This window comes from Salibaculum halophilum (assembly GCF_002094885.1).
GTDB lineage: Bacteria > Pseudomonadota > Alphaproteobacteria > Rhodobacterales > Rhodobacteraceae > Salibaculum > Salibaculum halophilum.
This window is the reverse complement of the sequence record NZ_MSIT01000015.1, coordinates 13,638-38,372: the sequence shown is the minus strand read 5'-3', so window position 1 is coordinate 38,372 and position 24,735 is coordinate 13,638. Positions and strand designations below refer to the sequence as shown.

Below are 24,735 nucleotides of genomic sequence, written 5' to 3'. Positions count from 1 at the left end.
CCGGGCGCGTTTTCTACCCGTCCAGGGCCGCCGCCGCAGCCAGGACGTCCTCCGGCGTGCCGACCGCCCGCGTCGCGACCGCGCGGTCGATGCGCTTGATCATCCCCGACAGCGCCTTGCCGGCGCCGATCTCCCAGGCGTCGGTCACGCCCTGGCCGGCCATCCAGGCCACGCTCTCGCGCCAGCGCACCGGCCCGGTGACCTGCGCCACCAGCAGATCGCGGATCTCGTCGGGCTCGTCGACCGCCTCGGCCCGCACGTTGGCCACCAGCGGCACTGCCGGTGCGGCGATCTCGACATCCGCAAGGGCCGCGGCCATGCGGTCGGCCGCCGGTTGCATCAAGGCGCAGTGGAACGGCGCGCTGACCGGCAGCAGCATGGCGCGCCTGGCGCCTTTCTCCTTGGCGATCTCCACCGCCCGCTCCACCGCCGCCTTGTGGCCCGAGACGACCACCTGGCCGGGATCGTTGTCATTCGCCGCCTGGCAGACCTCGCCTTCGGAGGCCTCCTCGGCCACGGCGGCGGCGGTGTCGAAATCCAGCCCGAGCAGCGCGGCCATGGCGCCCTCGCCTACGGGCACGGCCGCCTGCATCGCCTCGCCGCGCAGGCGCAACAGGCGGGCGGTGTCGGCGATGCTCAGGGCGCCCGCTGCGGCCAGCGCGGAATATTCCCCGAGGCTATGCCCGGCCACGTAATCGGCCGCCCCGATCCCGACGCCCTCGGCCTCCAGCGCCCGCATCGCCGCCATAGAGGTCGCCATCAGCGCCGGCTGGGCGTTGCGGGTCAGCGTCAGCTCGGCGATCTCGCCCTGCCAGACAAGCCGCGAGAGCGGTTCACCGAGGGCCGTGTCGACCTCCTCGAAGACGGCCCGCGCCGCCGGATAGGTCTCGGCCAGCGCCTGGCCCATGCCGATGGCCTGGGCCCCCTGGCCCGGAAATACGAATGCCCGCATCGATGTGCTGTCCCGTCTGAGTCCCCGTTCCCCCCGGACCTAGCCGAAGCCGGCGCGCGGCACAACAAAGCGGGCCGGCCTCAGGCCGCGCCCGAACGGCCGATGGCGTGCACAAGGCGCGCGCGGAACGGCTCGAGGACCGCCGGATCGCCGGTGCCCGCGGGCAGAACATCACCGCAGGACAACTGGACCCGGATCTGGCCACGCTGTCCCGCGCCGTGCAGCTCCACATCCGTGACAGCGTCGAAGCCGTAAACGCCCAACACATGCGCCCGTCCGATACCCGAATCCGCGACCTCGCGCAGCTCGCCGCGCGCGGTGTCGACCTGCAGCCGGACCGCTCGCCGCGTGACCGCCTGCGCATGAAGCGCCGCCGCCGCGCCGCCCAGCGCCGCCGACAGCCCCAGCCGCGGCAGCAGGCCCGGCCCGCCCCAGGCCTCCGCTGGTATCAACCAGACCCCCGCCGCCGCCAGGACGCAGGCCATGGCAAGCAGGGTGAGGATCGCCCGCGCCAGCGCCAGCGCACCGCGTTCGGCTTCGGCCGGGACTACCTCGTAGCCCCAGACCTGCCTCTCGATCCACGGCCGGTCCGGCCATGACGGCCCATGACCGGTGCCGCTTTCCGGAAAAGTCTGTCCGACGTCGGTGAAAGTCGCCATCCTGTTGCCCCCTTGAAGCTGCCCTCGAAAAAGGCGTGCCCGCGCAATGTGGCCCGCGGAGGGCGGCATGATGGAAACACCTTGCCCGGCCCCGCTCCCCCGTCGCCGGGGCTTGATGCGCAGGCCGCAACCTGTATAAGGCCCCATCTTCCGCGCAACACCGATGAACAGCGCAGTCTCTCGTGGGCCGGGTGCGGAAGATGAATTGCCCGCCCTTTGAAATGCGCCGCAACATGAATGGAGTGCACATGCCGCTTTACGAGCATGTCTTTATCGCGCGTCAGGACCTGTCCAACGCGCAGGCTGAGAGCCTCGTCGACCATTTCGGAACCGTCCTGTCGGACAACGGCGGCACGCTCGTCGGATCGGAATACTGGGGCGTCAAGACGATGGCCTACAAGATCAAGAAGAACCGCAAGGGCCACTATGCCATGATGCGGACCGATGCCCCGGCACCGGCCGTGCAGGAGATGGAACGCCTGATGCGCCTGCATGACGACGTGATGCGCGTGATGACCATCAAGGTCGACGCGCACCAGGAGGGCCCCTCCGTGCAGATGCAGAAACGCGACGACCGTCGCGAGCGCCGTTAAACCACCGCATCAGGAAAGGACCATAAATCATGGCAGCCAAACCGTTTTTCCGCCGCCGCAAGACCGATCCCTTCGAGGGCGAGAACGCTCCCAAGATCGACTACAAGGACACCAAGCTTCTGCAGCGCTACATTTCCGAGCGCGGCAAGATCGTTCCCAGCCGCATTACGGCCGTGGGCGCCAAGAACCAGCGCAAGCTGGCCCAGGCCATCAAGCGCGCCCGGTTCCTTGCCCTGCTGCCCTACTCGGTCAAGTAAGGAGACCCGCAAAATGGATATCATCCTTCTCGAACGCGTCGCCAAGCTGGGCCAGATGGGCGACGTCGTCTCCGTCCGGCAAGGCTATGCGCGCAATTACCTGTTGCCCCAGCGCAAGGCGCTGCGCGCCAACGCGACCAACCTGAAGGCCTTCGAGGATCAGAAGGCCCAGCTCGAGGCCCGCAACCTCGAGACCCGCAAGGAAGCCGAAGCGCTGGCCACCAAGCTCGACGGGGCAACCTTTGTTGTGATTCGCGCCGCCTCCGACGGCGGGTCGCTCTACGGCTCGGTCTCGCCACGCGACATCGAGCGCGAGGCCAAGGCGCAGGGCTACGACATCGACCGCAAGCAGGTCGTGATCGGCGATCCCATCAAGACCCTTGGCCTGCGCGACGTCACCATCCACCTGCATCCCGAGGTCGAGGCGACGATTACCCTGAACGTGGCCCGCTCGCCCGAAGAGGCCGAGGTCCAGGCCTCGGGCAAGTCCATCCAGGACCTTGCCGCTGAGGAAGAAGCCGCCGCCGAGTTCGAGATCCAAGAGCTGTTCGACGACATCGGCGCCTCGCAGCTCGACGACCTCGAAGATGGCGCCTCGGGCCTGGTTGAAACGCCCGAGAGCGGCGAGGACGACACCGCCAAGGGCTGACGCCAACTATAGCATCGCGAAATCCGAACCGCCCGTGGCCCGGCCACGGGCGGTTTTTTTATCATGAGCTCCGAAGACGTGCAGCCGCTGACAAGCGATGCCTGACGCAAAAAGGGCCGCCCACAGGCGGCCCTTATTCCAGAAACGGTGACACGCGCCGTTGCCTATTCGTCTTCCAGCGCCTCGACGGCCTTTTGCAGGTCGTCCTTGGTGACCTCCTTCTCCGTGACATCGGCCTTTTCGAGGATCAGGTCGACGACCTTGTCCTCGAACAGGGGGGCGCGGATCTGCTGCTGCATTTGCTGGTTCTGCTGCACGAACTCGAAGAACTGGCGTTCCTGCCCCGGGTACTGGCGGGCCTGTTCCATGACCGCCTGGGTGAACTCGCTGTCCGAGACCTCCACCTCCTCGGCCTGGCCGACCTCGGCCAGGTAGAGCCCCAGCTTGACCCGCCGGCGAGCCAGCGCGACGTGTTCCTCGGTGGGTTCGATCTCGGGGTGATCATGGCCCTCGACCTCCGGGTTTTCCTCGTGCCAGAGTTGATGCGCGATCTGCTTGGCCTCGGTCTCGACCAGCCCCTCGGGCAGGTCGAACTCCACCGCCTTGTCCAGCTCGTCGAGCAGGGCGCGCTTGGCCACGGCCCGCGCGGCGGTGCCGAATTCGCTTTCCAGCCGCTCGCGGATCTGGCCCTTGAGCGCCTCGAGGTCCTCGGCCCCGTACTGGGTGGCCAGGTCGTCGTTGATCTCGGCCTTGGCCGGGGCCTTGACCGCCTTGATGGTGCAATCGAAGGTCGCTGTCTGGCCGGCCAGGTGTTCGGCGCCGTAGTCCTCGGGGAAGGTGACCTCGACGGTCTTTTCCTCGCCCGCTTTCACACCGACGATCTGCTCCTCGAAGCCGGGGATGAACTGGCCCGAACCCAGCACCAGCGCGAAATCCTCCGAGGCGCCGCCCTCGAAGGGTTCGCCGTCGACCTTGCCGACGAAGTCGAAGACCACCTGGTCGCCATCCTGCGCCGCGGCCCCCTCCTCGCGATCCTCGAAGTTCTGGGCGCTTTGGGCCAGGTTTTCCAGCGCCTCGGTCACGTCGGCGTCGGTGGGCGTGACGACCATGCGCTCCAGCTTGATCTGGCCGAAGTCGACCTCGGGCACCTCGGGCAGGCGCTCGTAGGTCATCTTGACCTTGACGTCCTGGCCTTCCTTCCAGCCCTCGCCGTCGACCATCTCGACCGACGGCTGCGCGGCGGGCTTGTCGCCGGTGTCCTCGAAGTGCTGCGACATGGCCCCGTCAACGGCCTCCTGCATGGCCTCGCCCAGCAGACGCTGGCCGAACTGCTTTTTCAGCAGCGGCAGCGGCACCTTGCCCTTGCGGAAGCCCTTCATTTCCACCTCGGGCTGGGCCTCGACCAGCTTGTCGGTGACCTTCTGGTCCAGTTCGTCGGCGGTGACGGTGATCTCGTAGCCGCGCTTGAGACCTTCGTTGAGCGTTTCGGTGACCTGCATGTCGTCCTTGTCCATAGCATGGGGGCCGCGGAGGCGTCCGCGGCGGTCAAAATCAGGGGCGTTCTAGGGGTCGGCGCGGCACGGCGCAAGGCGATTCACGGCCCCGGGGGCGGCCCGGCCGTACAGCGATGGTGCGGGTGGAGGGACTCGAACCCCCACGCCTTGCGGCGCTTGGACCTAAACCAAGTGCGTCTACCAGTTCCGCCACACCCGCACAGCCCGCCAAGGCAGGGCTCGCATAGCAAAGCCGCCCGGGGGACGCGAGCGCAAAATCCCTTACCCGGCCAGGAGCGCGGCCTCGGCCCGGCGCAGCATGGGCCGCGCCGCCGCGAAGGGGGCGCGGTCAAGCAGATCGTGATCGGGAAACAGCGCCTGCAACTCGTCGCGCGCGGCGCGGTCCATCTGGCGCAGGACCACGGGGCCGGGGTTGAAGCTCTCGGTCGGCAGACCGTCGGAGATCAGCACTTCGTGCGCCGCGCATTGCAGGTGGATATAGGTCACTTCGCGCACCTCGGGGCAGCGCAGGATCGTGGACTCGTTCACCAGATGGGCAGCGGCGACCAGTACCTCGGGTTCGGCAAAGAGCATCTCGGCGCGCCACCCGTCCACGAGGATGCGATGCTGGGGCGAGACCTGCATGTCCCGCGCCGGCCGGCCGCGGCCCAGCGCATGGGCGCGGATCAGAACGGGGCGCAATTGCGGATGCAGGGCCAGCCGCAAGCTGGGCACATGCGTCTGCCCGGCCCAGGTCAGCCGCTGCGGCCCGTTGTCCACTGTCAGAACCATGTCGCCCGCCGACAGGGTTTCGACCGGGCGCGGCCCATCCGGCGTCTCGATGAGGGTGCCCGGGGTGAAACAGGGCACGATGTCCGCTTCGGGGATCGAAGGCTGGCCGAAGGACCCGGGCCCTTCAGCCGCGTCGGTCACCTTCAGCGCCACGCCCTCGGGCGGAAGCATGTCGAGAAACACCAGCCCCTCGACAGTGCCATAGGCCGGCGAGGAATTGTTGAAGTTCAGCGCCAGCGCCTGGTACGCGTCGCCCGTGTTCGGGTCCGTCAGCGTGATCTGGTACTCGGCCTCGACTTTGGTGTTGTTGCCATACGTCGTGCCATCGAACGTCTGGCTCTGGTGCAGCTTTTGCTGCGAGTCGTTATCGTCGAAGTTCCAATCGTTGTCCTTGAGCGTGATCTCTTCGAAATTCGTGTAGTTGAGGGTGATATTCAGACCGACAAGGTGCGAGCCATCACCCTGATTGACACCATCGAGTTGCCCGCCACCGGACACGGTGACGGAGGTCTCGCCCAACGCCCAGAAATCGTATTTCGCCATTGCCTCACACGCGCCGTTTCGGCCGACGCGTCCTTGTTTGATGTTTTGTTAGCAGAGTCTTCACCGCAACACCGCTAGAAAAATCGCACCTGTCAGGGCGCTGTGGCCGGCCGGGCACACCAAAAGGACATGACAGCATCCCGTTTTTGCCACAATCTGGCGAAAAAACCCGAGGCTAGGACATCAGGAGCGAGAATGCCATGCAGCAGGACCTGAGAGACAAGACCGTCGAACCGGACGCCAAGACCATGCCCGCGGCAGGGTTGGCCGCCGGCACCATCGTATTGACCCTGCAGGGCGAAACCCTGGTCGAGGACCTGGTGCCCGGCTGCAAGGTCATCACCCGCGACAGCGGCGTCGCGATCCTCAAGGCGCTGCGGCACCGGGAGGTCACCCTCGCCCCGGTCGAGGTCAAGGCCGGCTCGCTGGGCCACACCCGTCCGGACAAGACCATGCTGCTGGGGCCCGAAACGCGGCTTCACGTGCGCGATTGGCGCGCCAGGGCGCTCTTCGGCACCGAGGTGGCGACGGTCAAGGCGCACCGGTTGCTGGACGGCGAATTCGTCCGCCAGCTGGCACCGCGCCGCATGACGCTCTGGGACCCGGTCTTCGACCTCTCCCACATCCTTTATGCCGACGGGCTCGAGGTTGCCACGGCCGCGGATTGATCCGACGGGGCACTGCCGGCCCGCCTAGAGGCTCCGCAGAACCTCGGGCAGTTGCTCGGGCAGGTCCTCGGCGATCAGGCCTGGCCCGACGGACAATGCGCATTCGGTGTGCAGCCAGGCCCCGGCCTCGGACGCCCGCTGCGGGGCTAGCCCGCGGGCCAGCAGCCCCGTGATGATCCCCGCCAGAACATCGCCCGATCCGGCCGTGGCCAGCCAGGGCGCCGCCCGGTCGCGGGTGCTCGAATTGATGGCACCGGGACCATCGGGACTGGCGATCACCGTGTCCGGCCCCTTCAGCACCACCGTGCAGCCGGCCCGGGCGGCCGCCGCACGGGCCGCGTCGACCCGGGAAAAGGCCGGGCCCGCGTCGGGCACGCCGTCAAGTTTTTCGGCCAGATCGGGGAACAACCGGGCGAACTCGCCCCCGTGCGGCGTCAACACGCAGCGGTCGTGCAAAAGCGCAAAGAGCGCCGGGTCGGCGGCCAGATGGCCGAGCGCATCGGCATCCAGCACCGCCGCGCGCCCGCTTCGCAGGGCCGCCTCGATCAGCGGGCGGCGGTCCTTGCCCAACCCCAGTGCCGGCCCGAAGCAGAGCGCGGTGATCCGACCGTCCGCCAGAGCATCCCGCAGCGCCGCGGCGTCGCCCAGGCGCGCCAGCATGACGGCCGTGAGCTGCGCCGCCGCCTCCTGCTGGGCCGCCGGCGGCACGCCCAGCGTGACAAGCCCCGCCCCGATCCGCAGCGCCGCGCGCGCGGCCAGCCGCGCTGCGCCGGTCTGGCCCGGCCCGCCCGACAGGACCAGCGCATGGCCATGGGCGTACTTGTGGCCCGCCTCCGTCTTTATCGCCAGGCCGGGCGCCGGGCCGGTCAGGGTGACGCGCTCGGCCGCGTCGGGCACCTTGTCGTCCAGCCCGATCGGCACGACCTTCAGCCGGCCGCAGTGCGCCGGCCCCTCGGCAAGGTGATGCCCCGGCTTGGCCCGGTGAAAGGCAACGCACAGGTCCGCCGTGATGCAAGCACCCAGGGGCCGCCCGCTGTCCGAACACAGGCCCGAGGGCAGATCGACCGCGACCACCCGGGCGCCCTGCGCCCGCAGCCGCGCCGTCTCGGCCACCACCTGCGCGAGCGGCCTCTCAATGGGCCGTCGCGCGCCGGTGCCGAAGAGCGCATCCACCACGAGGTCCGGCGCGGCGCGGCCCGCCAGCATCCCCGGCGCCGCAAGATCGGCCACCGGGCCGCCCCACCGGTCGTGATTGGCCCGCGCATCCGGCGGCAGGTTCTGCGCCGCCCCGAAAAGCGCCACCTCGACCGTCCAGCCCCGGTCTGCCAGCAGGCGCGCCACGACGAAGCCGTCGCCGCCGTTGTTGCCGGGGCCGCAAAGCACCACGGCCCGGTGCGGCCCTTGCCCAAGCACCGGCCAGTGCGCGACCACGGCCGCGACCAGCGCCCGGCCGGCGCGTTCCATCAGGTCAAGCCCCGTTGCCGCGCCTGACTCGATGGCCGCACCCTCGATGGCGCGCATTTGTGCGGCGGTCAGCAGGTCGGTCATGGTTTCAGCACCCCGGCGATTCAATTCCGCACACCCTCGCGCCGATTTGCATAAAAATTGGGCAGCGCCCGCGGATTCGGCCCGCTCCCGCCCCTGTAGCTACCCTACCGGATTGAGGCCCCCGGCGGGAAGTGGTCTGACACCGTGCAAGTAGACCTTGGCAAGGGGGAGTCGTGCCGATGAAGAAGATCGAGGCCATCATCAAACCGTTCAAGCTGGACGAGGTGAAGGAGGCCCTGCAAGAGGCCGGCATCCAGGGTCTGTCGGTGGTCGAGGTCAAAGGCTTCGGCCGGCAGAAGGGGCACACCGAACTTTACCGCGGCGCCGAATACGTTGTCGACTTCCTGCCCAAGGTCAAGATCGAGCTCGTGCTCGCCGACGACCAGGCCGACGCGGCCGTCGCGGCCATCGTCGAGGCCGCCAAGACCGACAAGATCGGCGACGGCAAGATCTTCGTGTCGCCCGTCGAACAGGCGATCCGCATCCGCACCGGAGAGACGGGCGACGAAGCCCTCTGATCCGATCCACATCACCCAACATGACAGCAGGGGAAGACTAGAGACATGAGCAAAGCTGACGTTCTCAAGACGATCAAGGACGAGGAGATCGAGTATGTCGATATCCGTTTCACCGACCCGCGCGGCAAGCTGCAGCACGTCACGCTGATCGCCGACGAGGTCGACGAGGACTTCCTGGAGGAAGGCTTCATGTTCGACGGCTCGTCGATCCAAGGCTGGAAGTCCATCGACCAGTCCGACATGAAGCTCATGCCCGACACCGACAGCGCCTACATGGACCCCTTCTATGCCGAGAAGACCCTGTGCATGCACTGTTCCATCGTCGAGCCCGACACCGGCGAGGGCTATGACCGCGACCCCCGCGGCACCGCCGAACGCGCCGAAGCCTACCTGAAATCCAGCGGCATCGGCGACGCGGCCTTCTTCGGCCCCGAGGCCGAGTTCTTCCTGTTTGACGACGTGCGCTACTCGGTCGCCATCAACAAGGTCGCCTACGAGATCGACGCGCTTGACGCCTCGTGGAACACCGATACCGAATACGAGATGGGCAACACCGGCCACCGCCCGGGCGTCAAGGGCGGCTATTTCCCGGTCAACCCGATCGACGACGGCCAGGACATCCGCTCGGAAATGCTCTCGACCATGAAGCGGCTGGGCATGAAGGTGGACAAGCACCACCACGAGGTCGCCAGTTGCCAGCATGAGCTGGGCCTGATTTTCGACAGCCTGACCCGGCAGGCCGACGAGCTGCAGAAATACAAGTATGTCATCCACAACGTGGCGCAGGCCTACGGCAAATCGGCCACCTTCATGCCCAAGCCCGTCGCGGGCGACAACGGCACCGGCATGCATGTCAACATGTCGGTCTGGAAGGACAACAAGCCGCTCTTCGCCGGCGACAAGTATGCCGACCTCAGCCAGGAGGCGCTGTGGTTCATCGGCGGTCTGCTCAAGCACGCCAAGACGCTGAACGCCTTTACCAACCCGGCGACCAACTCCTACAAGCGCCTGATCCCCGGTTTCGAGGCGCCGGTCCTGCGCGCCTACTCGGCCCGCAACCGCTCGGGCTGTATCCGCATCCCCTGGACCGAGAGCCCCAAGGCCAAGCGCGTCGAGGCCCGCTTCCCCGACCCCTCGGCCAACCCCTACCTGTGCTTCTCGGCGCTGCTGATGGCCGGGCTGGACGGGATCAAGAACAAGATCGACCCGGGCCCGTCCTCGGACAAGGACCTCTACGACCTGCCGCCCGAGGAGCTGGCCGACATCCCCACCGTTTGTTCCAGCCTTCGCGAGGCGCTGGAAAGCCTGGAGGCCGACCACGAGTTCCTGCTGGCCGGCGACGTCTTCTCCAAGGAACAGATCGACGGCTACCTGGAGCTCAAGTGGGAAGAGGTCTACGCCTACGAGCACACACCGCACCCGGTCGAGTTCAAGCTCTACTACAGCTGCTGAGCGGATCGGCATTGTATCAGGAAAGGGCGCCCCTCGGGCGCCCTTTTTCGTTCCCGATATGGGTACTCAGGGCTTTTTCAGGACAGCCTCGAGATAGGCGCTCGGCAGCCGAAGATGATCCTCGGCCGTATTCATCCGCTCCAAAAGGGCCTTGATATCCGCGCGCAACGCGTCCGCGCGGTCACCAACGGCGGCAGAGGCCCGATTGGTCGGCCCGTAATACTGAACGAACAGGTCGAGCCAGGCCTCGGCGTCGGTCATCCGGAATACATAATCCTTCCGCGTCGCCTCGATCGCGTGGCCGGGAAACAGCTCGGCAAGACCCGCCGCGGTGCCCCAGCGCGCGGGCGATTTGGCCCCCGGTGCGGGTGGAATGAATTGACCGATGATCTCGAACAGTTCACCGATGAATCCGTCCGGAGTCCAGGCCAGGATACCGATCTTTCCACCCGGGGCAGTGACGCGCGACATCTCTGCCGCCGTCGCCTCCTGGTCAAAGGCGAACATCGCGCTAAAACAGCAGATCACGGCATCGAACCTGCCGTCGCCGAAGGGCAGCGCCTGGGCATCCGCCGCCTCGGTCCGGATCGGCAGCTTCTCGGCGGCCGCGCGCATCCGCGCCACATCCAGAAGATCGGCCACGAAATCCGTAGCGAGGACGTCGATGCCACGCCGCGCCGCGGCAAGGGCCGAGTTGCCGCTACCGGCGGCCACATCGACAATCGTTGTGCCTGCGGGCAGGTCCATGCGCTCGACCAGGTCTTCGTTGGGCTTCAGCACAAGCGTGGCGACGCGATGATACTCGCCCGCGCCCCAGGTCGCCTGGAGCTTGGCGTTGATCGTGTCGGGATCGAATTGAACTGTCATGGGTCTGGACTCCATCGGCTGCAATGACGATGCCACGGTGCCGCACGCCAGAATGCAGGTCTGCTTTCGACAAAGAAGCAATCCTGCTACTGAATCTGTAGTGGACGGATCACGTATACGCCGCGCACTCTCATGCCAGACAGAAAGGAGCTGCCATGTCTCCCCAAAGCAGCGGATAAACCCGGTTCTGCCCGGTCGCGGTGGCCTGCGAAATGCTGGAACCGCGCTGGACGATGCTGATCCTGTGCGAAATGTGGTCCGGATCGACCCGGTTTTCCGAGATCCAGCGCGGGGTTCCCGGCATGAGTCCCAGCCTGCTCAGCAAGCGCCTGCGCGAGATGACTGACAAGGGGCTGATCAAACGATTCGACGCCACTGACAAAGGCGGCGCGCGCTATGCAACCACCGCGATGGCGGACGAGCTGGAACCGGTTGTCAACGCCCTGGGCAGTTGGGCCCATCGGCACATCGACCCGGAACCGGGACTCGAGTGTCTGGACGCGCGCGTTCTGCTGTGGAACGTCCGTCGCAAGATCGACGTGTCCGCGCTTCCGCGCCTACGCTCGGTTGTCGAATTCATCCTCAAGGCACGCGATCAAGCCGACTTCCACGCCTGGCTAATCATCCGCCCCAATGCCGAAAACGATCTTTGCATGGTCGACCCCAAGGACGAGGTCGATCTTTTCATCACCGCCGATCTCAAAGCGCTGACTGCTGCCTGGATGGGGCATACGACGTTTGCCAGCGAAATCGAAGCCGACCGCATCCAGCTGATCGGCGATGCCTTGATGGCGTCCAACCTGTCGAAATGGCTGATCCGGTCGAGTTTCGCGATCCAGGCAGATAGCGAGATCGAAACCCCGCTGGTTGCATCGGCTTAGGGCGGGATACCTGTTTGTATCATAGGGCGCCGGTAGCGCTATTGGTCGCCCGCGCGATCCATCGGCGCCCGTCCCGCAAGCTGCGCCTCACTTTCTGTCCGGTGTTTGCCGCGCTCCCTTTGGCCGGCGACGTCTTCTCCAAGGCGCAGGTCGACGTCTCCATGGAGCTCAAGCGGGAAGAGGTCCACGCCTACGAGCACACCCCGCACCTGGTCGAGTTCAAGCTCTACGACAGCGGCTGGGGCCACGGTCTAACCGGGCCATCAGGGAGTTCACGAGGGGCGCCTGACCGGCGCGCGCCCCTCGCGTGAATTCAGAAGAGTTGCTCGGGCAGCGACAATGTTGTTTCCATTTGAGATATAATAACTGGACGCTGGCAGGATTGATCGTCACCACCACCTAAGGATGTGCCATTTGCTCTCAATTTAACACAATTGCTTCCTATGCCGGACATTTTTGACGGTATTGTTGACGCTGCACTTGTTGCAGGAGATCGAGCAATGACCCACAATGCAAGAAGTACGATTGCCGCGCTTTGTTTTGCGAAACCGACAAACATCGACTTCCAGTCCCTCAAGCGGGAACTGGGCGTCGCCTTCGATGCCTCGCATGGGGCGGGCTACCGCATCACCGCCGAGTATGACGATTTCATCGTCTACGATCTCGACGGCGGGCGGGTCTGTCTCGGCCATGCGGATTTCAACGAAGATCTGTCCGAAACGCTGGGGGCGAGCGGCCTGCCCGCCGAGGGGCTGATCGTCTCGGTGGGGACGGGCCCGGGCACGCCCGCCACCGGCCCGTTCTATGCCAACCGCGAAGATCTCTGCCGCGGCCTTGCGCGGGAAATCGACCACGCCGCCCCGGCCGATCACCTGATGGTTTTCGACCGCGAGGAAATGATCACCGGCGACATCTACGATGAACTGGTCGACATGGTCCGCAGGCTGGCCCGGCAGGACGCCGCACAACAGGCCGGGGCCCAAGACGCGGACGCGGACGCGGAAGAAACCGTTTCGCCGATCCTGCCCGAACGGCCCGTGGCCTCGGGTAGCACACACGAGCGTCCGCAACCGCCACGCCCGCCGCGCCCGACCCACGCGGCACAGGCGGCCGACCGCGCCGGCGCCGAGTCCGTGGCCCGCGCCGACGCTCGGCAACGCGCGGAAGCTGCCGCCCTGCGCGACGCGCTCCACGCCGAAGAGGACGACGCGGCGGCCCTGGAACGCCGGATGGCCCGCCGCGTGACGCGGCGCCTGGCCATCTACACGATGAACGGCGGGGCGATCATGCTGTCGGCCCCGCTGGGCATGGCTGCCTTGACCTACTGCGCCCTGGGCCGCGAGGATGCTCGGGTGCCAGCCCGCGCCCTGGCCCTGGCCGGGGCGGCCATCGGCCTGATGCATGCGGGCGTGGGCACGCCGGTGCTGTCCTACCTCGTCTGAGCCCGCGCACCGACGCGTCCCGGCGCAAGGACCGGGCCCCGGGCCGCGACACGCAGCGCGACCCGGGGCACCATCCACCCGGCGCCCCGTCATATTGCCTCACACCACCGTCGGCCCAGAGCATGCCCGGGTCACCCGGCCATCACCATCCCGTCAACCGGGCGACCCGGGGCTTGCGAAGGCGCACCGGTGCGGGCACCTATCGGGTGTCCGAACTACAAGGCAGGCCAGACCATGCCCACCGAGAAATTCACCTTCGCGGGCCATTCCGGCCATGACCTCGCGGCCCGGCTCGACCGGCCCGACGGGCCGCAGCTGGCCACCGCGCTCTTCGCCCATTGCTTCACCTGCGGCAAAGACATCGCCGCCGCCCGCCGCGTCGCCGCGCGGCTGACCGCGCTTGGTATCGCCGTGCTGCGCTTCGATTTCACCGGGCTGGGCCATTCCGAGGGCGAGTTCTCGAACACGGATTTCACCAGCAACGTGCAGGACCTGGAAGCCGCCTGCGATGCGCTATCGTCGCGAGGCATGTCCCCCTCGCTGCTGATCGGTCATTCGCTGGGCGGCGCCGCAGTCATCGCCGCCGCCGCGCGCATGCCGCATATCAAGGCCGTGGCAACCATCGGCGCCCCCTTCGACCCGGCCCATGTCGCGCAGCATTTCTCGCATGCCCTGCCCGAGATCCGCGACCGCGGCGCCGCCGAGGTGACGCTGGCCGGCCGCCCCTTCCGGATCACGCAGGACTTTCTCGACGATATCGCACAGCGCGCCCTCGCGCCGGCCCTGGCCGACATGGACGCGGCCCTTCTGGTGCTCCACGCCCCGCGCGACGCGATCGTTGGCATCGACAACGCCGCCGAGGTCTTCAAGGCCGCCAAGCACCCCAAGAGCTTCGTCACCCTGGATGATGCCGACCACCTTCTCGGCCGCGAGGAGGACGCGCATTACGCCGCCGACGTCATCGCCGCCTGGGCCGGGCGCTACCTCGATCTCAAGCGCCCCGCCCCGCCGCCAGGCGCCCCCGAGGGCGTGCTGCGGGTCTCCGAGGCCGACCCCGGGGGCTTTCTGCAGGACATCCAGTCCGGCCCGCACCACCTGCAGGCGGATGAGCCCGAAAGCTACGGCGGCAGCAACCGCGGCCCCTCGCCCTACGGGCTGCTGGCGGCGGCGCTCGGGGCCTGCACCTCGATGACGATCCGCATGTACGCGCGGCGCAAGGGCTGGCCGCTTACCCATGTGACCGTAGACGTGAGCCACGACAAGGTCCACGGACAGGACGCCAGCGCCGAGGGCGGCGTCAAGGTCGACCGTTTCAACCGCCGGATCGTGCTGACAGGCGACCTCGACGCCGACCAGCGCCAGCGCCTGCTCGAGATCGCCGACAAGTGCCCGGTCCACCAGACGCTCGAACGCGCCAACGAGATCGTGACGGAGTTGGCCGACTGACGCGCCCCTTCATCTTGGCCGATAAACTCCTCCCGGAGGGTCGGCCTCAACACGTCCGCACGCGCGGGCCCGGGGGCTCAGGCGCGAAAATGTTCCCACCAGACCAGCAAAGGGCGGACCGGCCGGTCCGCCCTTTCCCGCTTGGCAAGGCTTGACAGATCAGCCGCGGGCGCGGCCGAGCAGTTTCCACAGCCCCGGCACGAGCAGCGCGGCCAGGGCCAGCTTGAGCGCGTCCCCGACCAGGAAGGGCGTGATGCCCCATTCCAGCGTCTGCGCCCAGCCATCCGCGAATTGGTGCAGCCAGAGCAGCCCCGGCACGTAGATCAGCGCGTTGCCGATCAGCATGGCCAGCGCCATCCAGGCGATGCTCCGGTCCCAGCCGCGCCGCGCCAAATGGCCCAGCGCGGCGGCAGCCAGCGCATAACCCACGAGGTAGCCGCCGGTGCCGCCCATCATGTAGGTCAGCCCGGCCTCCTGCCCGGCAAAGACCGAGGCGCCGAGCGCCCCGAGGGCGAGGTAGCCCAGCACCGTGATCAGCCCCAGCCGCGCCCCGTAGGCCGCGCCGATTGTCAGCACGCCGAAGGTGCCCATAGTGATCGGCACCGGGTTGCCCGGCAGAAAGACCTGCACCTTGGCCGAGGCGGCCAGCAGGGCGATGCCCAGCACGACCATGAGCGCCTGCTTGGCGCGTAGGGCGGTGCCGTCGGTCGGCCCGAAGGTGTCGAACAGAACGGTATTGTCAGCGGTTGCAGCCATGTCGCGGCTCCTTTCAGAATTCCCTCGGCAGATGGAATGCCTCACGCCCGGCAGCGACGCAACACTTTTGCCAGCGCGATCGCGCAAATCTGCAAAGCCGCTGCAAAGCCTGTCGATCAGGTTTGCAAATCAGGACAGGGGCGCAAAGGCGGTCCGGCTGGTGTAGTCCTTGCGCGGCCCGCTCACCTGCCATGTGGCCTGCCAGCGCGGCCAGCCGGCGAAATCATAGGCCACCCGGTAGTGATCCGCGCCGCAAGGATGTTCCGTGCCTGCCCCCTGCCCCGCGGGCACGAAGCGGTGAAAGGGCCGGCCATCCGCGAATAGGACCGAGACGCCCCAAGCGTCGAACCGCCAAAGATAGCGCCGCTCGGCCTGCATCGGCGCGTGCCCCGGCAGGTGCAACCGGCCACTCTCCTGGTAGATCAGGCCCGCCGCGTCGGGCGTGAAAGCCACGGTGCCCTCGGCCCGCACCACCTGGCCCGCCCGGGCATCCTCGATCTCGCGGTCGAACCGGAAGCCTTGCAGAAAATCCGCCGCGCGCAACCACTCTGCCATCCCGGCCGGCTCTCCCTTGCCCCTTGTGCGCCCCCCTTTTAAGAGGCCCGGAACCGATGCTCCAGTGATGAAGGTGTTCTGCCCATGATCCCCCGCTACGCCCGCCCCGAGATGACCCGGATCTGGGAGCCCGCCACCAAGTTCCGCATCTGGTACGAGATCGAGGCCCATGCCTGCGATGCCCAGGCCGATCTCGGCGTGATCCCCCGCGACAGTGCCGACGCGGTCTGGACGGCGCAGGACGTCGAGTTCGACGTCGCCCGCATCGACGAGATCGAGGCGGTGACCAAGCACGACGTCATCGCCTTCCTCACACACCTGGCCGAGATCATCGGCCACGAGGAGGCCCGCTTCGTCCACCAGGGCATGACCTCGTCGGATGTGCTGGACACAACGCTGAACGTGCAACTGGTGCGCGCCGCCGATCTTCTGCTGGACGGCATGGACAAGGTGCTGGCCGCGCTGCGCAAACGCGCGCATGAACACAGGGACACCGTCCGCATCGGCCGCAGCCACGGCATCCATGCCGAGCCGACGACCATGGGCCTGACCTTCGCGCGCTTCTACGCCGAGATGGACCGCGGCCGCAAACGGCTGGAGGCCGCCCGCGCCGAGATCGCCACAGGGGCCATCTCGGGCGCCGTCGGCACCTTTGCCAACATCGACCCGGCGGTCGAGGCGCATGTCTGCGCGCAGATGGGCCTGACGCCCGAACCGATCAGCACCCAGGTGATCCCGCGCGACCGCCACGCCATGTTCTTTGCCACGCTCGGGGTCATCGCAAGCTCCATCGAGAACATCGCGACCGAGATTCGCCACATGCAGCGCACCGAGGTTCTGGAGGCCGAGGAGTTCTTCTCGCAGGGCCAGAAGGGCAGTTCGGCCATGCCGCACAAGCGCAACCCGGTGCTGACCGAGAACCTGACCGGGCTGGCGCGGCTGGTGCGCATGGCCGTGACCCCGGCCATGGAAAATGTGACACTGTGGCATGAACGCGACATCTCGCACAGTTCCGTCGAGCGGGGAATCGCCCCCGACGCCACCGTGACGCTGGATTTCGCCCTGAATCGACTCGCCGGCGTGATCGACAAGCTGGTGGTCTATCCCGACACCATGCTGGCCAACCTGCACAAGTTCCGCGGGCTGGTCATGTCGCAGCGCGTGCTGCTGGCGCTGACGCAGGCCGGGGTCAGCCGCGAGGACGCCTATGCCCTGGTCCAGCGCAACGCGATGAAGGTCTGGGAGGAGGACAAGGACTTCAAGACCGAACTGCTCGCCGATCCGGACGTGACGGCGGTGCTGGGCGCCGACGAGATCGAAGAGAAATTCGACCTGAGCTATCACACCCGGCACGTCGACACGATCTTCGCGCGCGTCTTCGGCACGCCCTGAGCGGCAGGCCTGCGCCGCGCCGGCGCAGGCCCTCCACGAGAGTCAGAGCCGCCCCGTCAGGCAACCGGGGCGTGGACAACGCCGGGCTGCGGACGGTGGGTATGCCGGGGCAGCCGGGGGGCTTTCGGCTCGGCCTCGATGGCCATGACCGCGTATTTGTGCCCGTCGTCGGCGTTGACATAGGGATCGCCCAGAAGGTCCGCGCCATAGCCGAGGCGGCGCAGCGAGCGCAGCAACCACAGATTGCTGAGTGAAATCAGGGTGTGGGCGCCCTCGCGCGTAGCCATGTCGATCAGCCCGTCGACGATCATGTCCAGGCACAGGTTGCGCATCCTCATGGACTTGACCTCGGGGGTGATGACAAGGCGGGTGCATTCCCAGACCTCGGAACTGACGATGTGGTCCTTGAGAACATTCGGGGGGATCGTGCCAAGCTTGCCGGTCATGGCATCGCCGAGCATGTAGGTATGCTCGCCCCATTTCGCCGAACATGCCATGGCCCGGGCCCCGGCGACCACCCTGCCCTTGTCGAGCACGAGCGAGTAGCGCGCCTCAGGGTTGTCGTACTGGTCCATTTCCAGGTCGTCGTTGTGGGGGATGTCCCAGCCCAGCTGATCGACGAAGAACTGCTTGCGCAGGGCGAGATAGTCGAAATAGGCCGACCCGTACTTGTAGCTGTCGGACAAGCGAAACGTGATATTTTCCATGATGACTCTCCTTTCTGGAGAGTCCATTTAGCCTGCCGGTCGGCGCGCTGTTAACTGTGGATTTTAGGCACAAAACGAAATTGCGCAGGCGCACTCCATGTTAATATTATATTAATGAAAATCTGTAGTTATATAAGGCCGAACTCGCTCGCCATGGCCGCGGCCTGGGCGCTTGTCTGGGCGTTCAGTTTGGACTTGGCGTTCTTCAGGCGCTGCTTGATCGCCCCCTCGGTGACGCCCAGGTCATGGGCGACCTGCTTGAGCCGCATGCCACGCTTGACCATGCTCAGGGCCTCGATCTCGGCCGGCGTCAGGTTCGTCGGCGGCGCCTTGGCACGGTGCAGCCCATGCACATAACTCTGGAATTGCTCGATTTCCGCGTCGGTGAACTCCCGGTCCCCGCGCACGAAGGTCCCGAAGGAGCGTTGCCCCTCTCGGTTGCCGTCGTAACAGGCCACCGCCGCCCCGTAGCGCAGCCCGAAGACCTGGGCCTGTTCCAGCACGCGCATGGGGTCGGGCAGGTCAAGCGCGCTCCAGCGGGTGGCGCCGGTGTTGGAATAGATCCAGCGGATGACCGGATCGTGCAGCATGAAGCGGTTTTGCGTGTAATGTTCGACCCAGGCTCTGGGCAGGGCGTTGAGCTCTTCGAGAGGAAAGGCGAAGCCGACGCGCAGGGCGATGTAATAGCCCGCACTGGCCGGCGCCAGCACGCTGTCCGAGGGGTTTTCGCGATTCACATGATTCATGTCAGCGGGATGGATAACCGATTTCCCTGTTCTTCTTAAACCGTTAGACGTAGCATAAGGGGGCCTGCCTTTGAGCAATGTATGTCGGGTCAGCGGTTGCAGGCAACCATAAAGCGAGTTGGGGAAACGCCAAATGGCCGACAAGCAAGACATTCGGACCGTTCTGAAGAGGCTGGAGGACCAATCACCGACGGGGTTCGCGATTGCCTTCCACATCAAGTTCACGACACCCGAGTTCCTGTTCCAGACCTACCCGAAGGCCTGGATTGATCTTTACTCGGAACGCGGCTACGTCATGAGTGACCCGATCGTGCGCTGGGGGTTCTCGGAAACCGGCATCATCAGCTGGGCCGACCTCGGCGAATGGGATGACGCCGGGGTATTGGCCGAGTCTGCCCGGTTCGGAATGAACCACGGCGTCGCCATCTCCATCGAGGACGGCGGCACCCGCAGCGTGGCCGGGTTCGCCCGCAACGACCGCGCCTTCACCGACGAGGAAGCGGCGCAGCTCCAAGCCGACGTCGAGAGGCTGCACCACATGACCAGCTCGGCGGACGGCATGAGCCCCACCGTGCGCGAGGCCTTGCACGACCTCTCGGTGCAGATGACGCACCCCGGGCCTTCGGAGTGAGGCGCGGCGCGGATTAAGGGAATCGCAAGGGGCGCGACGGCAAAGTCAGCGCGACCGACCGCGTCGCCGCAACCGCCAGGGGCCCCGATGTCCGCCGCCACCGACCTCAGCCGCGCGCGCAAGGCCGCGCTCATCGTGCAATACCTGCTCAACGACGGGCAGGACCTGCCGCTGGCCGACCTGCCCGAGGACAGCCAGCTGCGCCTCTCGCGCGAGCTGGGTGCGCTGGGCCTTGTCGATCGCGCCACCATGGACAGCGTCGCCCGGGAATTCACCGAGGCGCTGGGCGACCTTGCCATGACGGTGCCCGGCAGCGTCGAGGCGGCCCTCGCCGGGCTTGACGGCAAGATCAGCCCGCAGGCTCTGCAGAAACTGCGTGACGAGGCCGCGAGCCAGGCCGGGGCCGATCCCTGGGTGCAACTGCGCGCGCTGGAGGCCGACGACCTGGTGCCGCTGCTCGAGGCCGAGAGTCCCGAGATCGGCGCGGTCCTGCTGTCGAAACTGCCCACCGCGCGCGCGGCCGAGCTTCTGGGCCGCCTGCCCGGCGAGCGCGCCCGCCGCATCGCCCACGCGGTGGCGCGCACCGCCGATATCCGCCCCGAGGCCGTGGCCCGCATTGGCGTGGCCCTGGCAAGCCAGTATTGCGGCACCGGCGCGCCCGCGTTCCACCAGACCCCGGGCCAGCGCGTGGGCGCCATCCTAAATGCGAGCACCGCCGAGACGCGCGCGCGGCTGCTCGAGGACCTTGCCACACAGGACCCGGACTTCGCCGAAACCGTGCGCCAGTCGATCTTCACCTTTGCCGACATCCCGCGCCGGCTCGCGCCGCTGGACGTGCCCGGCGTCATCCGCGACATTCCCGGTGCCGACCTGGTCAAGGCGCTCGGAACCGCCCAGGCCGCTGGCGGGGACCTGGACGCCGCCGCCGACCACATCCTGTCGAACATGTCGCAACGCATGGCCGACAGCCTGCGCGAGGAGGTCGCGGAACTCGGCAAGGTCCGCAAATCGGACGGGGAAGCGGCCCAGGCCGCCGTCGTCACCGCCATCCGCGCCGCCGCCGATTCGGGCGCGATCACCCTGATCGAGCCGGACGAGGACGATGAGGCGTGACAGCCATGCCTCGCGCCCGGGTCAGCGGGCCTCGCCCGCCGCAAGGATGGGGCCGGGGCCCACGCGCTGGACCAGGATGACGGCCCGGTCCTCGCCCGGAACCGGCGCGCGCAGGTCCAGGTCTCGGTTGCCCGACCATTCGGCCAGCACATCCCATTCGGTGACGATATTGCCGTAGGTCAGCCGACGGCCCGCGTTCTCGCCCCGGTGGATCTCCACGACCTCGCGCGGGGTGTAGCGCACGAGGTGGACGCGCGCGGGGCCAATGCCGGCGCCGTCATGGCGCAGGGCGACGCGCAATTCGTTGCCGCTGCGCTCCAGCTGCAGCGTGATTCCGTGATCCGTCCCGGCATGGGCGCGGATAGCATCGGCCACCTCCATCGCCTGGGCGCCGACAACGTGGGTCTCGCCGGCGATCACCATCTGCGGGGTATAAACCGTGGTCTGGTTGGCGGCATAGGCATAGGCCTTTTGCCGCTGCGTATGCGCCGGGTCGGCAAAAATGTCCTTCCAGCCGATGTAGTCCCAGTAATCGACGTGCAGCGCGAGGGCGATCACATCCTCCCGCTCGGCCAGGTCCAGCAGCATCGCGTCGGCCGGCGGGCAACTCGAACACCCCTGCGAAGTGAACAGCTCCACCACCACCGGCACTGGGTCGGCCCGCAGCGCCGGTGCCGCCATGGCCAGGACCGGGAGGAACGTGAGCAGTGTCAGAATTCGTCGCATGATGGAGTCCCGCTGTTGAATACCACAGCTAGCTCACCGCGCGCGCAACCGCCAATCAAGCGTTTGCGAGCCTCTGTCACATCGACAGCCCAGTGCAGGATAACGTAGACTGCCTGCAGCGAAGTCGGTTTCACCCTTGGCAAACGGCTGCATACAATAGTATACACGGCAGCGAATCCGACCCCGGACCCAACGCGCCCGTCGCCCACCCGCAAAGGAGGCCCCATGCCCATCACTGTCGGCCACGATTCGACCCGGACCCGCAAGACGCTGACCGCCGGCGACCAGTCCGTCGCCTATTATTCGATCCCCGCCGCCGAGGCCGCCGGCCTGGGCGATTTCTCCAAGCTGCCGGTCGCGCTCAAGGTGGTGCTGGAGAACATGCTGCGCTTTGAGGACGGCAAGACCGTCACCGTCGACGACATCAAGGCCTTCAGCGACTGGGCCAGCCAAGGCGGCCGCAACCCGCGCGAGATCGCCTATCGCCCGGCCCGCGTGCTGATGCAGGACTTCACCGGCGTGCCGGCGGTGGTGGACCTGGCGGCAATGCGCGACGGCATCAAGGCGCTGGGCGGTGACGCGCAGAAGATCAACCCGCTCAACCCGGTCGACCTGGTCATCGACCACAGCGTGATGATCGACGAGTTCGGCAACCCCCGCGCCTTTCAGATGAACGTGGATCGCGAGTACGAACGCAACATGGAACGCTACCAGTTCCTCAAGTGGGGCCAGAACGCCTTTGACAACTTCCGCGTCGTGCCGCCGGGCACGGGCATCTGCCACCAGGTCAATCTGGAATACCTGGGCCAGACCGTCTGGACCGACACCGACCAGCACGGCGCAGAGGTCGCCTACCCGGATACGCTGGTGGGCACCGACAGCCACACCACCATGATCAACGGCCTCGGCGTGCTCGGCTGGGGCGTCGGCGGCATCGAGGCCGAGGCCGCCATGCTGGGCCAGCCGATCTCCATGCTGATCCCCGAGGTCGTGGGCTTCAAGCTGACCGGCGCCATGGTCGAGGGCACGACGGCAACCGACTTGGTGCTGCGGGTCACGCAGATGCTGCGCGAGAAGGGCGTGGTCGGCAAGTTCGTGGAATTCTACGGCGACGGCCTCGATCACCTGCCGCTGGCCGATCGCGCGACGCTGGGCAACATGAGCCCGGAATTCGGTGCCACCTGCGCCTTTTTCCCGGTCGACGCCGAAACCCTGCGCTATCTGGAACAGACCGGGCGCGACAAGAGCCGCATCGCGCTGGTCGAGGCCTATGCCAAGGAGCAGGGCCTGTGGCGCGAACCGGGGGCCGAGCCGGTCTTCACCGACACGCTCGAACTGGACATGGGCACCATCGTGCCGGCCATTTCCGGGCCCAAGCGCCCGCAGGACCATACGCCGCTGGACGAGGCCGCCGAGGCCTTTTTCAAGGTCGTGGCCGAATACCGCGGCGCCGACGTCAGCGACAACGGCACCGGCATGGCCGACGAGGGACCGGCCCCCGACCCGGTGGTCGACCCCCGAAAGACGCAAGAGGTCAAGGGCGAGGACTACGCGCTGCGCGACGGGTCGGTCGTGATCGCCTCGATCACGTCCTGCACCAATACCTCGAACCCCTACGTGATGATCGGCGCCGGGCTGGTCGCGCGCAAGGCGCGCGAACTTGGGTTGGACCGCAAGCCCTGGGTCAAGACCTCGCTGGCGCCGGGCAGTCAGGTGGTGTCGCACTACCTCGAGGCGGCCGGCCTGCAGGACGACCTCGACGCCATCGGCTTCAACCTGGTGGGCTACGGCTGCACCACCTGCATCGGCAATTCCGGCCCGATCCAGCAGGAGCTGTCCGAAGCCATCGCCGAGGGCGACCTGGTGGCGGCCTCGGTGTTGTCGGGCAACCGCAACTTCGAGGGCCGGATCAGCCCCGACGTGCGCGCCAACTACTTGGCCAGTCCGCCGCTGGTGGTGGCCTATGCCCTGGCCGGGGACATGAACATCAACATCGCCACCGACCCGATCGCCCAGACGCCCGAGGGCCGCGATGTCTACCTCAAGGACATCTGGCCGACCCAGGCCGAGATCGCCGCGCTGGTCGAAAAGACCGTCACCCGCGCGGCCTTCCAGTCCAAGTATGCCGATGTCTTCAAGGGCGACGAGAAGTGGCAGGAGGTCGAGGTCACCGATTCCGAGACCTACGATTGGCCCGCGGCCTCGACCTACATCCAGAATCCGCCCTATTTCCGGGGCATGTCGAAACAGCCGGGCAAGATCACCAACCTGGAGGGCGCGCGCGTTCTCGCCATTCTGGGCGACATGATCACCACCGACCACATCAGCCCCGCAGGGTCGTTCAAGCCCGACACGCCCGCGGGGCAATACCTGACCGAGCGGCAGGTGCCGGTGCGCGAGTTCAACTCCTACGGCAGCCGCCGCGGCAATCACGAAGTCATGATGCGCGGCACCTTCGCCAACATCCGCATCCGCAACGAGATGCTCGACGGGGTCGAGGGCGGCTACACCAAGGCCCCGGACGGGACCCAGACCTCGATCTTCGACGCCGCCATGGCCTATCAGGACCAGGGCACGCCGCTGGTCGTTTTCGGGGGCGAACAATACGGAGCCGGGTCCAGCCGCGACTGGGCCGCCAAAGGCACCAACCTGCTGGGCGTCAAGGCCGTGATCGCCGAAAGCTTCGAGCGCATCCACCGCTCGAACCTGGTGGGCATGGGCGTGATCCCCTTCGAGTTCACCGGTGGCGACACCCGCAATAGCCTGGGCCTGACAGGGGATGAAAGCGTCTCGATCAAGGGGCTGGACAGCATCCAGCCTCTGCAGGAGGTGCCTTGCGAGATCACCATGGCCGACGGCACGGTCAAGGAGATCACGCTCAAGTGCCGGATCGATACCGCCATCGAGATCGAATACGTCGAACACGGCGGCGTGCTCCACTACGTGCTGCGCAACCTCGCGCAAGAGGCCGCCTGACGGGTTTCCCGCACCGGACCGCTATCAAGATGTCGCGCCCCCACCGGGGGCGCGGCTTTTTTGTCAGGGGCCTCCGGCGGCGGTATTTCTGACCCAAAGAAGCGGACTCGGGCCGCGTAGTGGGCCAGCAGGGCCCGGATCTCGGCCAGCTTGTCGGCCAGGAGGGCGGCATCGCCGCGCACCTCGAGGGTCAGCCACACCACCGGTTGGGTGTTGGACTGGCGCAGGTTCACGCGCCAGGTGCCCATGTCATAACTGATGCCATCGAACCGGTCCTCGGCGCAGGTCTGCGGGCCGTAGGCGGCGATCGCGGCGTCGACATCACCGATGCCGACGTTGACCTGGCCCGATCAGGGGTCGTCGCGGCGCAACG

25 protein-coding genes and 1 tRNA gene are annotated in these 24,735 nt (G+C 67.0%); 13 read left to right on the top strand and 13 right to left on the bottom strand.

Annotated features, from left to right (window positions below; translation table 11 throughout):
• Window positions 1-13: 13 nt before the first annotated feature.
• Both fabD and BU124_RS10730 read right to left on the bottom strand, forming a co-directional pair.
• On the bottom strand, window positions 14-952 hold the full coding sequence (fabD, locus tag BU124_RS10735; RefSeq protein ID WP_084863578.1) for an ACP S-malonyltransferase: 939 nt from the start codon (window positions 950-952) through the stop codon (window positions 14-16).
• An 80-nt stretch (window positions 953-1,032) separates the two neighbouring features.
• The gene (locus BU124_RS10730; protein ID WP_084863577.1) at window positions 1,033-1,611 is read right to left on the bottom strand and encodes a hypothetical protein; all 579 of its coding nucleotides are present in this window, start codon (window positions 1,609-1,611) and stop codon (window positions 1,033-1,035) included.
• Window positions 1,612-1,859: 248 nt separating this feature from the next.
• Between BU124_RS10730 and rpsF the strand changes: the two genes are divergently transcribed.
• Genes rpsF through rplI form a run of 3 tightly spaced genes read left to right on the top strand, consistent with a single transcriptional unit; the run spans window position 1,860 to window position 3,110 of the window.
• Window positions 1,860-2,204: a 30S ribosomal protein S6 gene (gene rpsF / locus BU124_RS10725; protein ID WP_084863576.1), complete on the top strand. Its 345-nt coding sequence runs from the start codon at window positions 1,860-1,862 to the stop codon at window positions 2,202-2,204.
• 29 nt (window positions 2,205-2,233) lie between these two features.
• On the top strand, window positions 2,234-2,461 hold the full coding sequence (gene rpsR, locus BU124_RS10720; protein ID WP_084863575.1) for a 30S ribosomal protein S18: 228 nt from the start codon (window positions 2,234-2,236) through the stop codon (window positions 2,459-2,461).
• Between the two features lie 13 nt (window positions 2,462-2,474).
• Window positions 2,475-3,110, top strand: coding sequence for a 50S ribosomal protein L9 (gene rplI, locus BU124_RS10715; RefSeq protein WP_084863574.1), 636 nt, complete (start codon window positions 2,475-2,477; stop codon window positions 3,108-3,110).
• A 164-nt stretch (window positions 3,111-3,274) separates the two neighbouring features.
• Here rplI and tig read toward each other — a convergent pair whose 3' ends face one another.
• The 3 genes from tig to BU124_RS10700 form a co-directional block, all read right to left on the bottom strand.
• A complete protein-coding gene (tig, locus tag BU124_RS10710; RefSeq protein ID WP_084863602.1) occupies window positions 3,275-4,609 on the bottom strand; it encodes a trigger factor in 1,335 nt (444 codons plus the stop codon).
• Between the two features lie 129 nt (window positions 4,610-4,738).
• Window positions 4,739-4,823, bottom strand: a tRNA-Leu gene (locus BU124_RS10705).
• 62 nt (window positions 4,824-4,885) lie between these two features.
• The gene (locus BU124_RS10700; RefSeq protein ID WP_084863573.1) at window positions 4,886-5,938 is read right to left on the bottom strand and encodes a Hint domain-containing protein; all 1,053 of its coding nucleotides are present in this window, start codon (window positions 5,936-5,938) and stop codon (window positions 4,886-4,888) included.
• Window positions 5,939-6,138: 200 nt separating this feature from the next.
• Between BU124_RS10700 and BU124_RS10695 the strand changes: the two genes are divergently transcribed.
• Entirely contained in the window at window positions 6,139-6,606 is a 468-nt protein-coding gene (locus BU124_RS10695) for a Hint domain-containing protein (protein WP_245831671.1), read from the top strand.
• A 24-nt stretch (window positions 6,607-6,630) separates the two neighbouring features.
• Here BU124_RS10695 and BU124_RS10690 read toward each other — a convergent pair whose 3' ends face one another.
• Window positions 6,631-8,154, bottom strand: coding sequence for an NAD(P)H-hydrate dehydratase (locus BU124_RS10690; RefSeq protein WP_084863572.1), 1,524 nt, complete (start codon window positions 8,152-8,154; stop codon window positions 6,631-6,633).
• A 179-nt stretch (window positions 8,155-8,333) separates the two neighbouring features.
• On the opposite strand from BU124_RS10690, the gene BU124_RS10685 reads away from it, so the two are divergent.
• Together BU124_RS10685 and glnA are read left to right on the top strand one after the other, a co-directional pair.
• Entirely contained in the window at window positions 8,334-8,672 is a 339-nt protein-coding gene (locus BU124_RS10685; RefSeq protein WP_084863571.1) for a P-II family nitrogen regulator, read from the top strand.
• Window positions 8,673-8,717: 45 nt separating this feature from the next.
• Entirely contained in the window at window positions 8,718-10,124 is a 1,407-nt protein-coding gene (glnA, locus tag BU124_RS10680; RefSeq protein WP_084863570.1) for a type I glutamate--ammonia ligase, read from the top strand.
• A 66-nt stretch (window positions 10,125-10,190) separates the two neighbouring features.
• Here glnA and BU124_RS10675 read toward each other — a convergent pair whose 3' ends face one another.
• On the bottom strand, window positions 10,191-11,006 hold the full coding sequence (locus BU124_RS10675) for a class I SAM-dependent methyltransferase (protein ID WP_084863569.1): 816 nt from the start codon (window positions 11,004-11,006) through the stop codon (window positions 10,191-10,193).
• Between the two features lie 197 nt (window positions 11,007-11,203).
• Between BU124_RS10675 and BU124_RS10670 the strand changes: the two genes are divergently transcribed.
• The 3 genes from BU124_RS10670 (at window position 11,204) to BU124_RS10655 (ending at window position 14,760) form a co-directional block, all read left to right on the top strand.
• Window positions 11,204-11,872, top strand: coding sequence for a winged helix-turn-helix transcriptional regulator (locus BU124_RS10670; protein ID WP_084863600.1), 669 nt, complete (start codon window positions 11,204-11,206; stop codon window positions 11,870-11,872).
• Between the two features lie 500 nt (window positions 11,873-12,372).
• A complete protein-coding gene (locus BU124_RS10660) occupies window positions 12,373-13,314 on the top strand; it encodes a hypothetical protein (protein WP_084863567.1) in 942 nt (313 codons plus the stop codon).
• Window positions 13,315-13,548: 234 nt separating this feature from the next.
• On the top strand, window positions 13,549-14,760 hold the full coding sequence (locus tag BU124_RS10655; RefSeq protein WP_084863566.1) for a bifunctional alpha/beta hydrolase/OsmC family protein: 1,212 nt from the start codon (window positions 13,549-13,551) through the stop codon (window positions 14,758-14,760).
• Between the two features lie 159 nt (window positions 14,761-14,919).
• Here the strand turns inward: BU124_RS10655 and BU124_RS10650 are convergent, their stop codons facing one another.
• Together BU124_RS10650 and BU124_RS10645 are read right to left on the bottom strand one after the other, a co-directional pair.
• Window positions 14,920-15,516 carry a biotin transporter BioY gene (locus BU124_RS10650; protein WP_084863565.1) on the bottom strand — a complete coding sequence of 199 codons (597 nt, stop codon included), beginning with the start codon at window positions 15,514-15,516 and terminating at the stop codon, window positions 14,920-14,922.
• Window positions 15,517-15,645: 129 nt separating this feature from the next.
• Window positions 15,646-16,071 (bottom strand): DUF6314 family protein, encoded by a 426-nt coding sequence (locus BU124_RS10645; RefSeq protein ID WP_245831670.1) that lies wholly within the window; start codon window positions 16,069-16,071, stop codon window positions 15,646-15,648.
• A gap of 84 nt (window positions 16,072-16,155) precedes the next feature.
• Here BU124_RS10645 and purB point away from each other — a divergent pair, with 84 nt between their 5' ends.
• Window positions 16,156-17,463 (top strand): adenylosuccinate lyase, encoded by a 1,308-nt coding sequence (gene purB / locus BU124_RS10640; RefSeq protein ID WP_084863564.1) that lies wholly within the window; start codon window positions 16,156-16,158, stop codon window positions 17,461-17,463.
• A 56-nt stretch (window positions 17,464-17,519) separates the two neighbouring features.
• Here purB and BU124_RS10635 read toward each other — a convergent pair whose 3' ends face one another.
• Window positions 17,520-18,170 carry an acyl-homoserine-lactone synthase gene (locus tag BU124_RS10635; protein WP_084863563.1) on the bottom strand — a complete coding sequence of 217 codons (651 nt, stop codon included), beginning with the start codon at window positions 18,168-18,170 and terminating at the stop codon, window positions 17,520-17,522.
• Window positions 18,171-18,298: 128 nt separating this feature from the next.
• Window positions 18,299-18,916 carry a helix-turn-helix transcriptional regulator gene (locus BU124_RS10630; protein WP_084863562.1) on the bottom strand — a complete coding sequence of 206 codons (618 nt, stop codon included), beginning with the start codon at window positions 18,914-18,916 and terminating at the stop codon, window positions 18,299-18,301.
• A gap of 133 nt (window positions 18,917-19,049) precedes the next feature.
• Here BU124_RS10630 and BU124_RS10625 point away from each other — a divergent pair, with 133 nt between their 5' ends.
• Both BU124_RS10625 and BU124_RS10620 read left to right on the top strand, forming a co-directional pair.
• A complete protein-coding gene (locus tag BU124_RS10625; protein ID WP_084863561.1) occupies window positions 19,050-19,547 on the top strand; it encodes an autoinducer binding domain-containing protein in 498 nt (165 codons plus the stop codon).
• A gap of 87 nt (window positions 19,548-19,634) precedes the next feature.
• Window positions 19,635-20,660: a flagellar motor switch protein FliG gene (locus BU124_RS10620; protein ID WP_084863560.1), complete on the top strand. Its 1,026-nt coding sequence runs from the start codon at window positions 19,635-19,637 to the stop codon at window positions 20,658-20,660.
• Between the two features lie 21 nt (window positions 20,661-20,681).
• Here BU124_RS10620 and BU124_RS10615 read toward each other — a convergent pair whose 3' ends face one another.
• A complete protein-coding gene (locus BU124_RS10615) occupies window positions 20,682-21,386 on the bottom strand; it encodes a DUF1223 domain-containing protein (RefSeq protein ID WP_084863559.1) in 705 nt (234 codons plus the stop codon).
• A gap of 225 nt (window positions 21,387-21,611) precedes the next feature.
• Here BU124_RS10615 and acnA point away from each other — a divergent pair, with 225 nt between their 5' ends.
• Window positions 21,612-24,362 (top strand): aconitate hydratase AcnA, encoded by a 2,751-nt coding sequence (acnA, locus tag BU124_RS10610; protein WP_084863558.1) that lies wholly within the window; start codon window positions 21,612-21,614, stop codon window positions 24,360-24,362.
• Here acnA and BU124_RS10605 read toward each other — a convergent pair.
• Complete coding sequence (locus tag BU124_RS10605) at window positions 24,326-24,610, bottom strand: hypothetical protein (protein ID WP_084863557.1); 285 nt, start codon at window positions 24,608-24,610, stop codon at window positions 24,326-24,328. The two genes, acnA and BU124_RS10605, sit on opposite strands and share 37 nt — an antisense overlap.
• Between the last annotated feature and the right edge of the window lie 125 nt (window positions 24,611-24,735).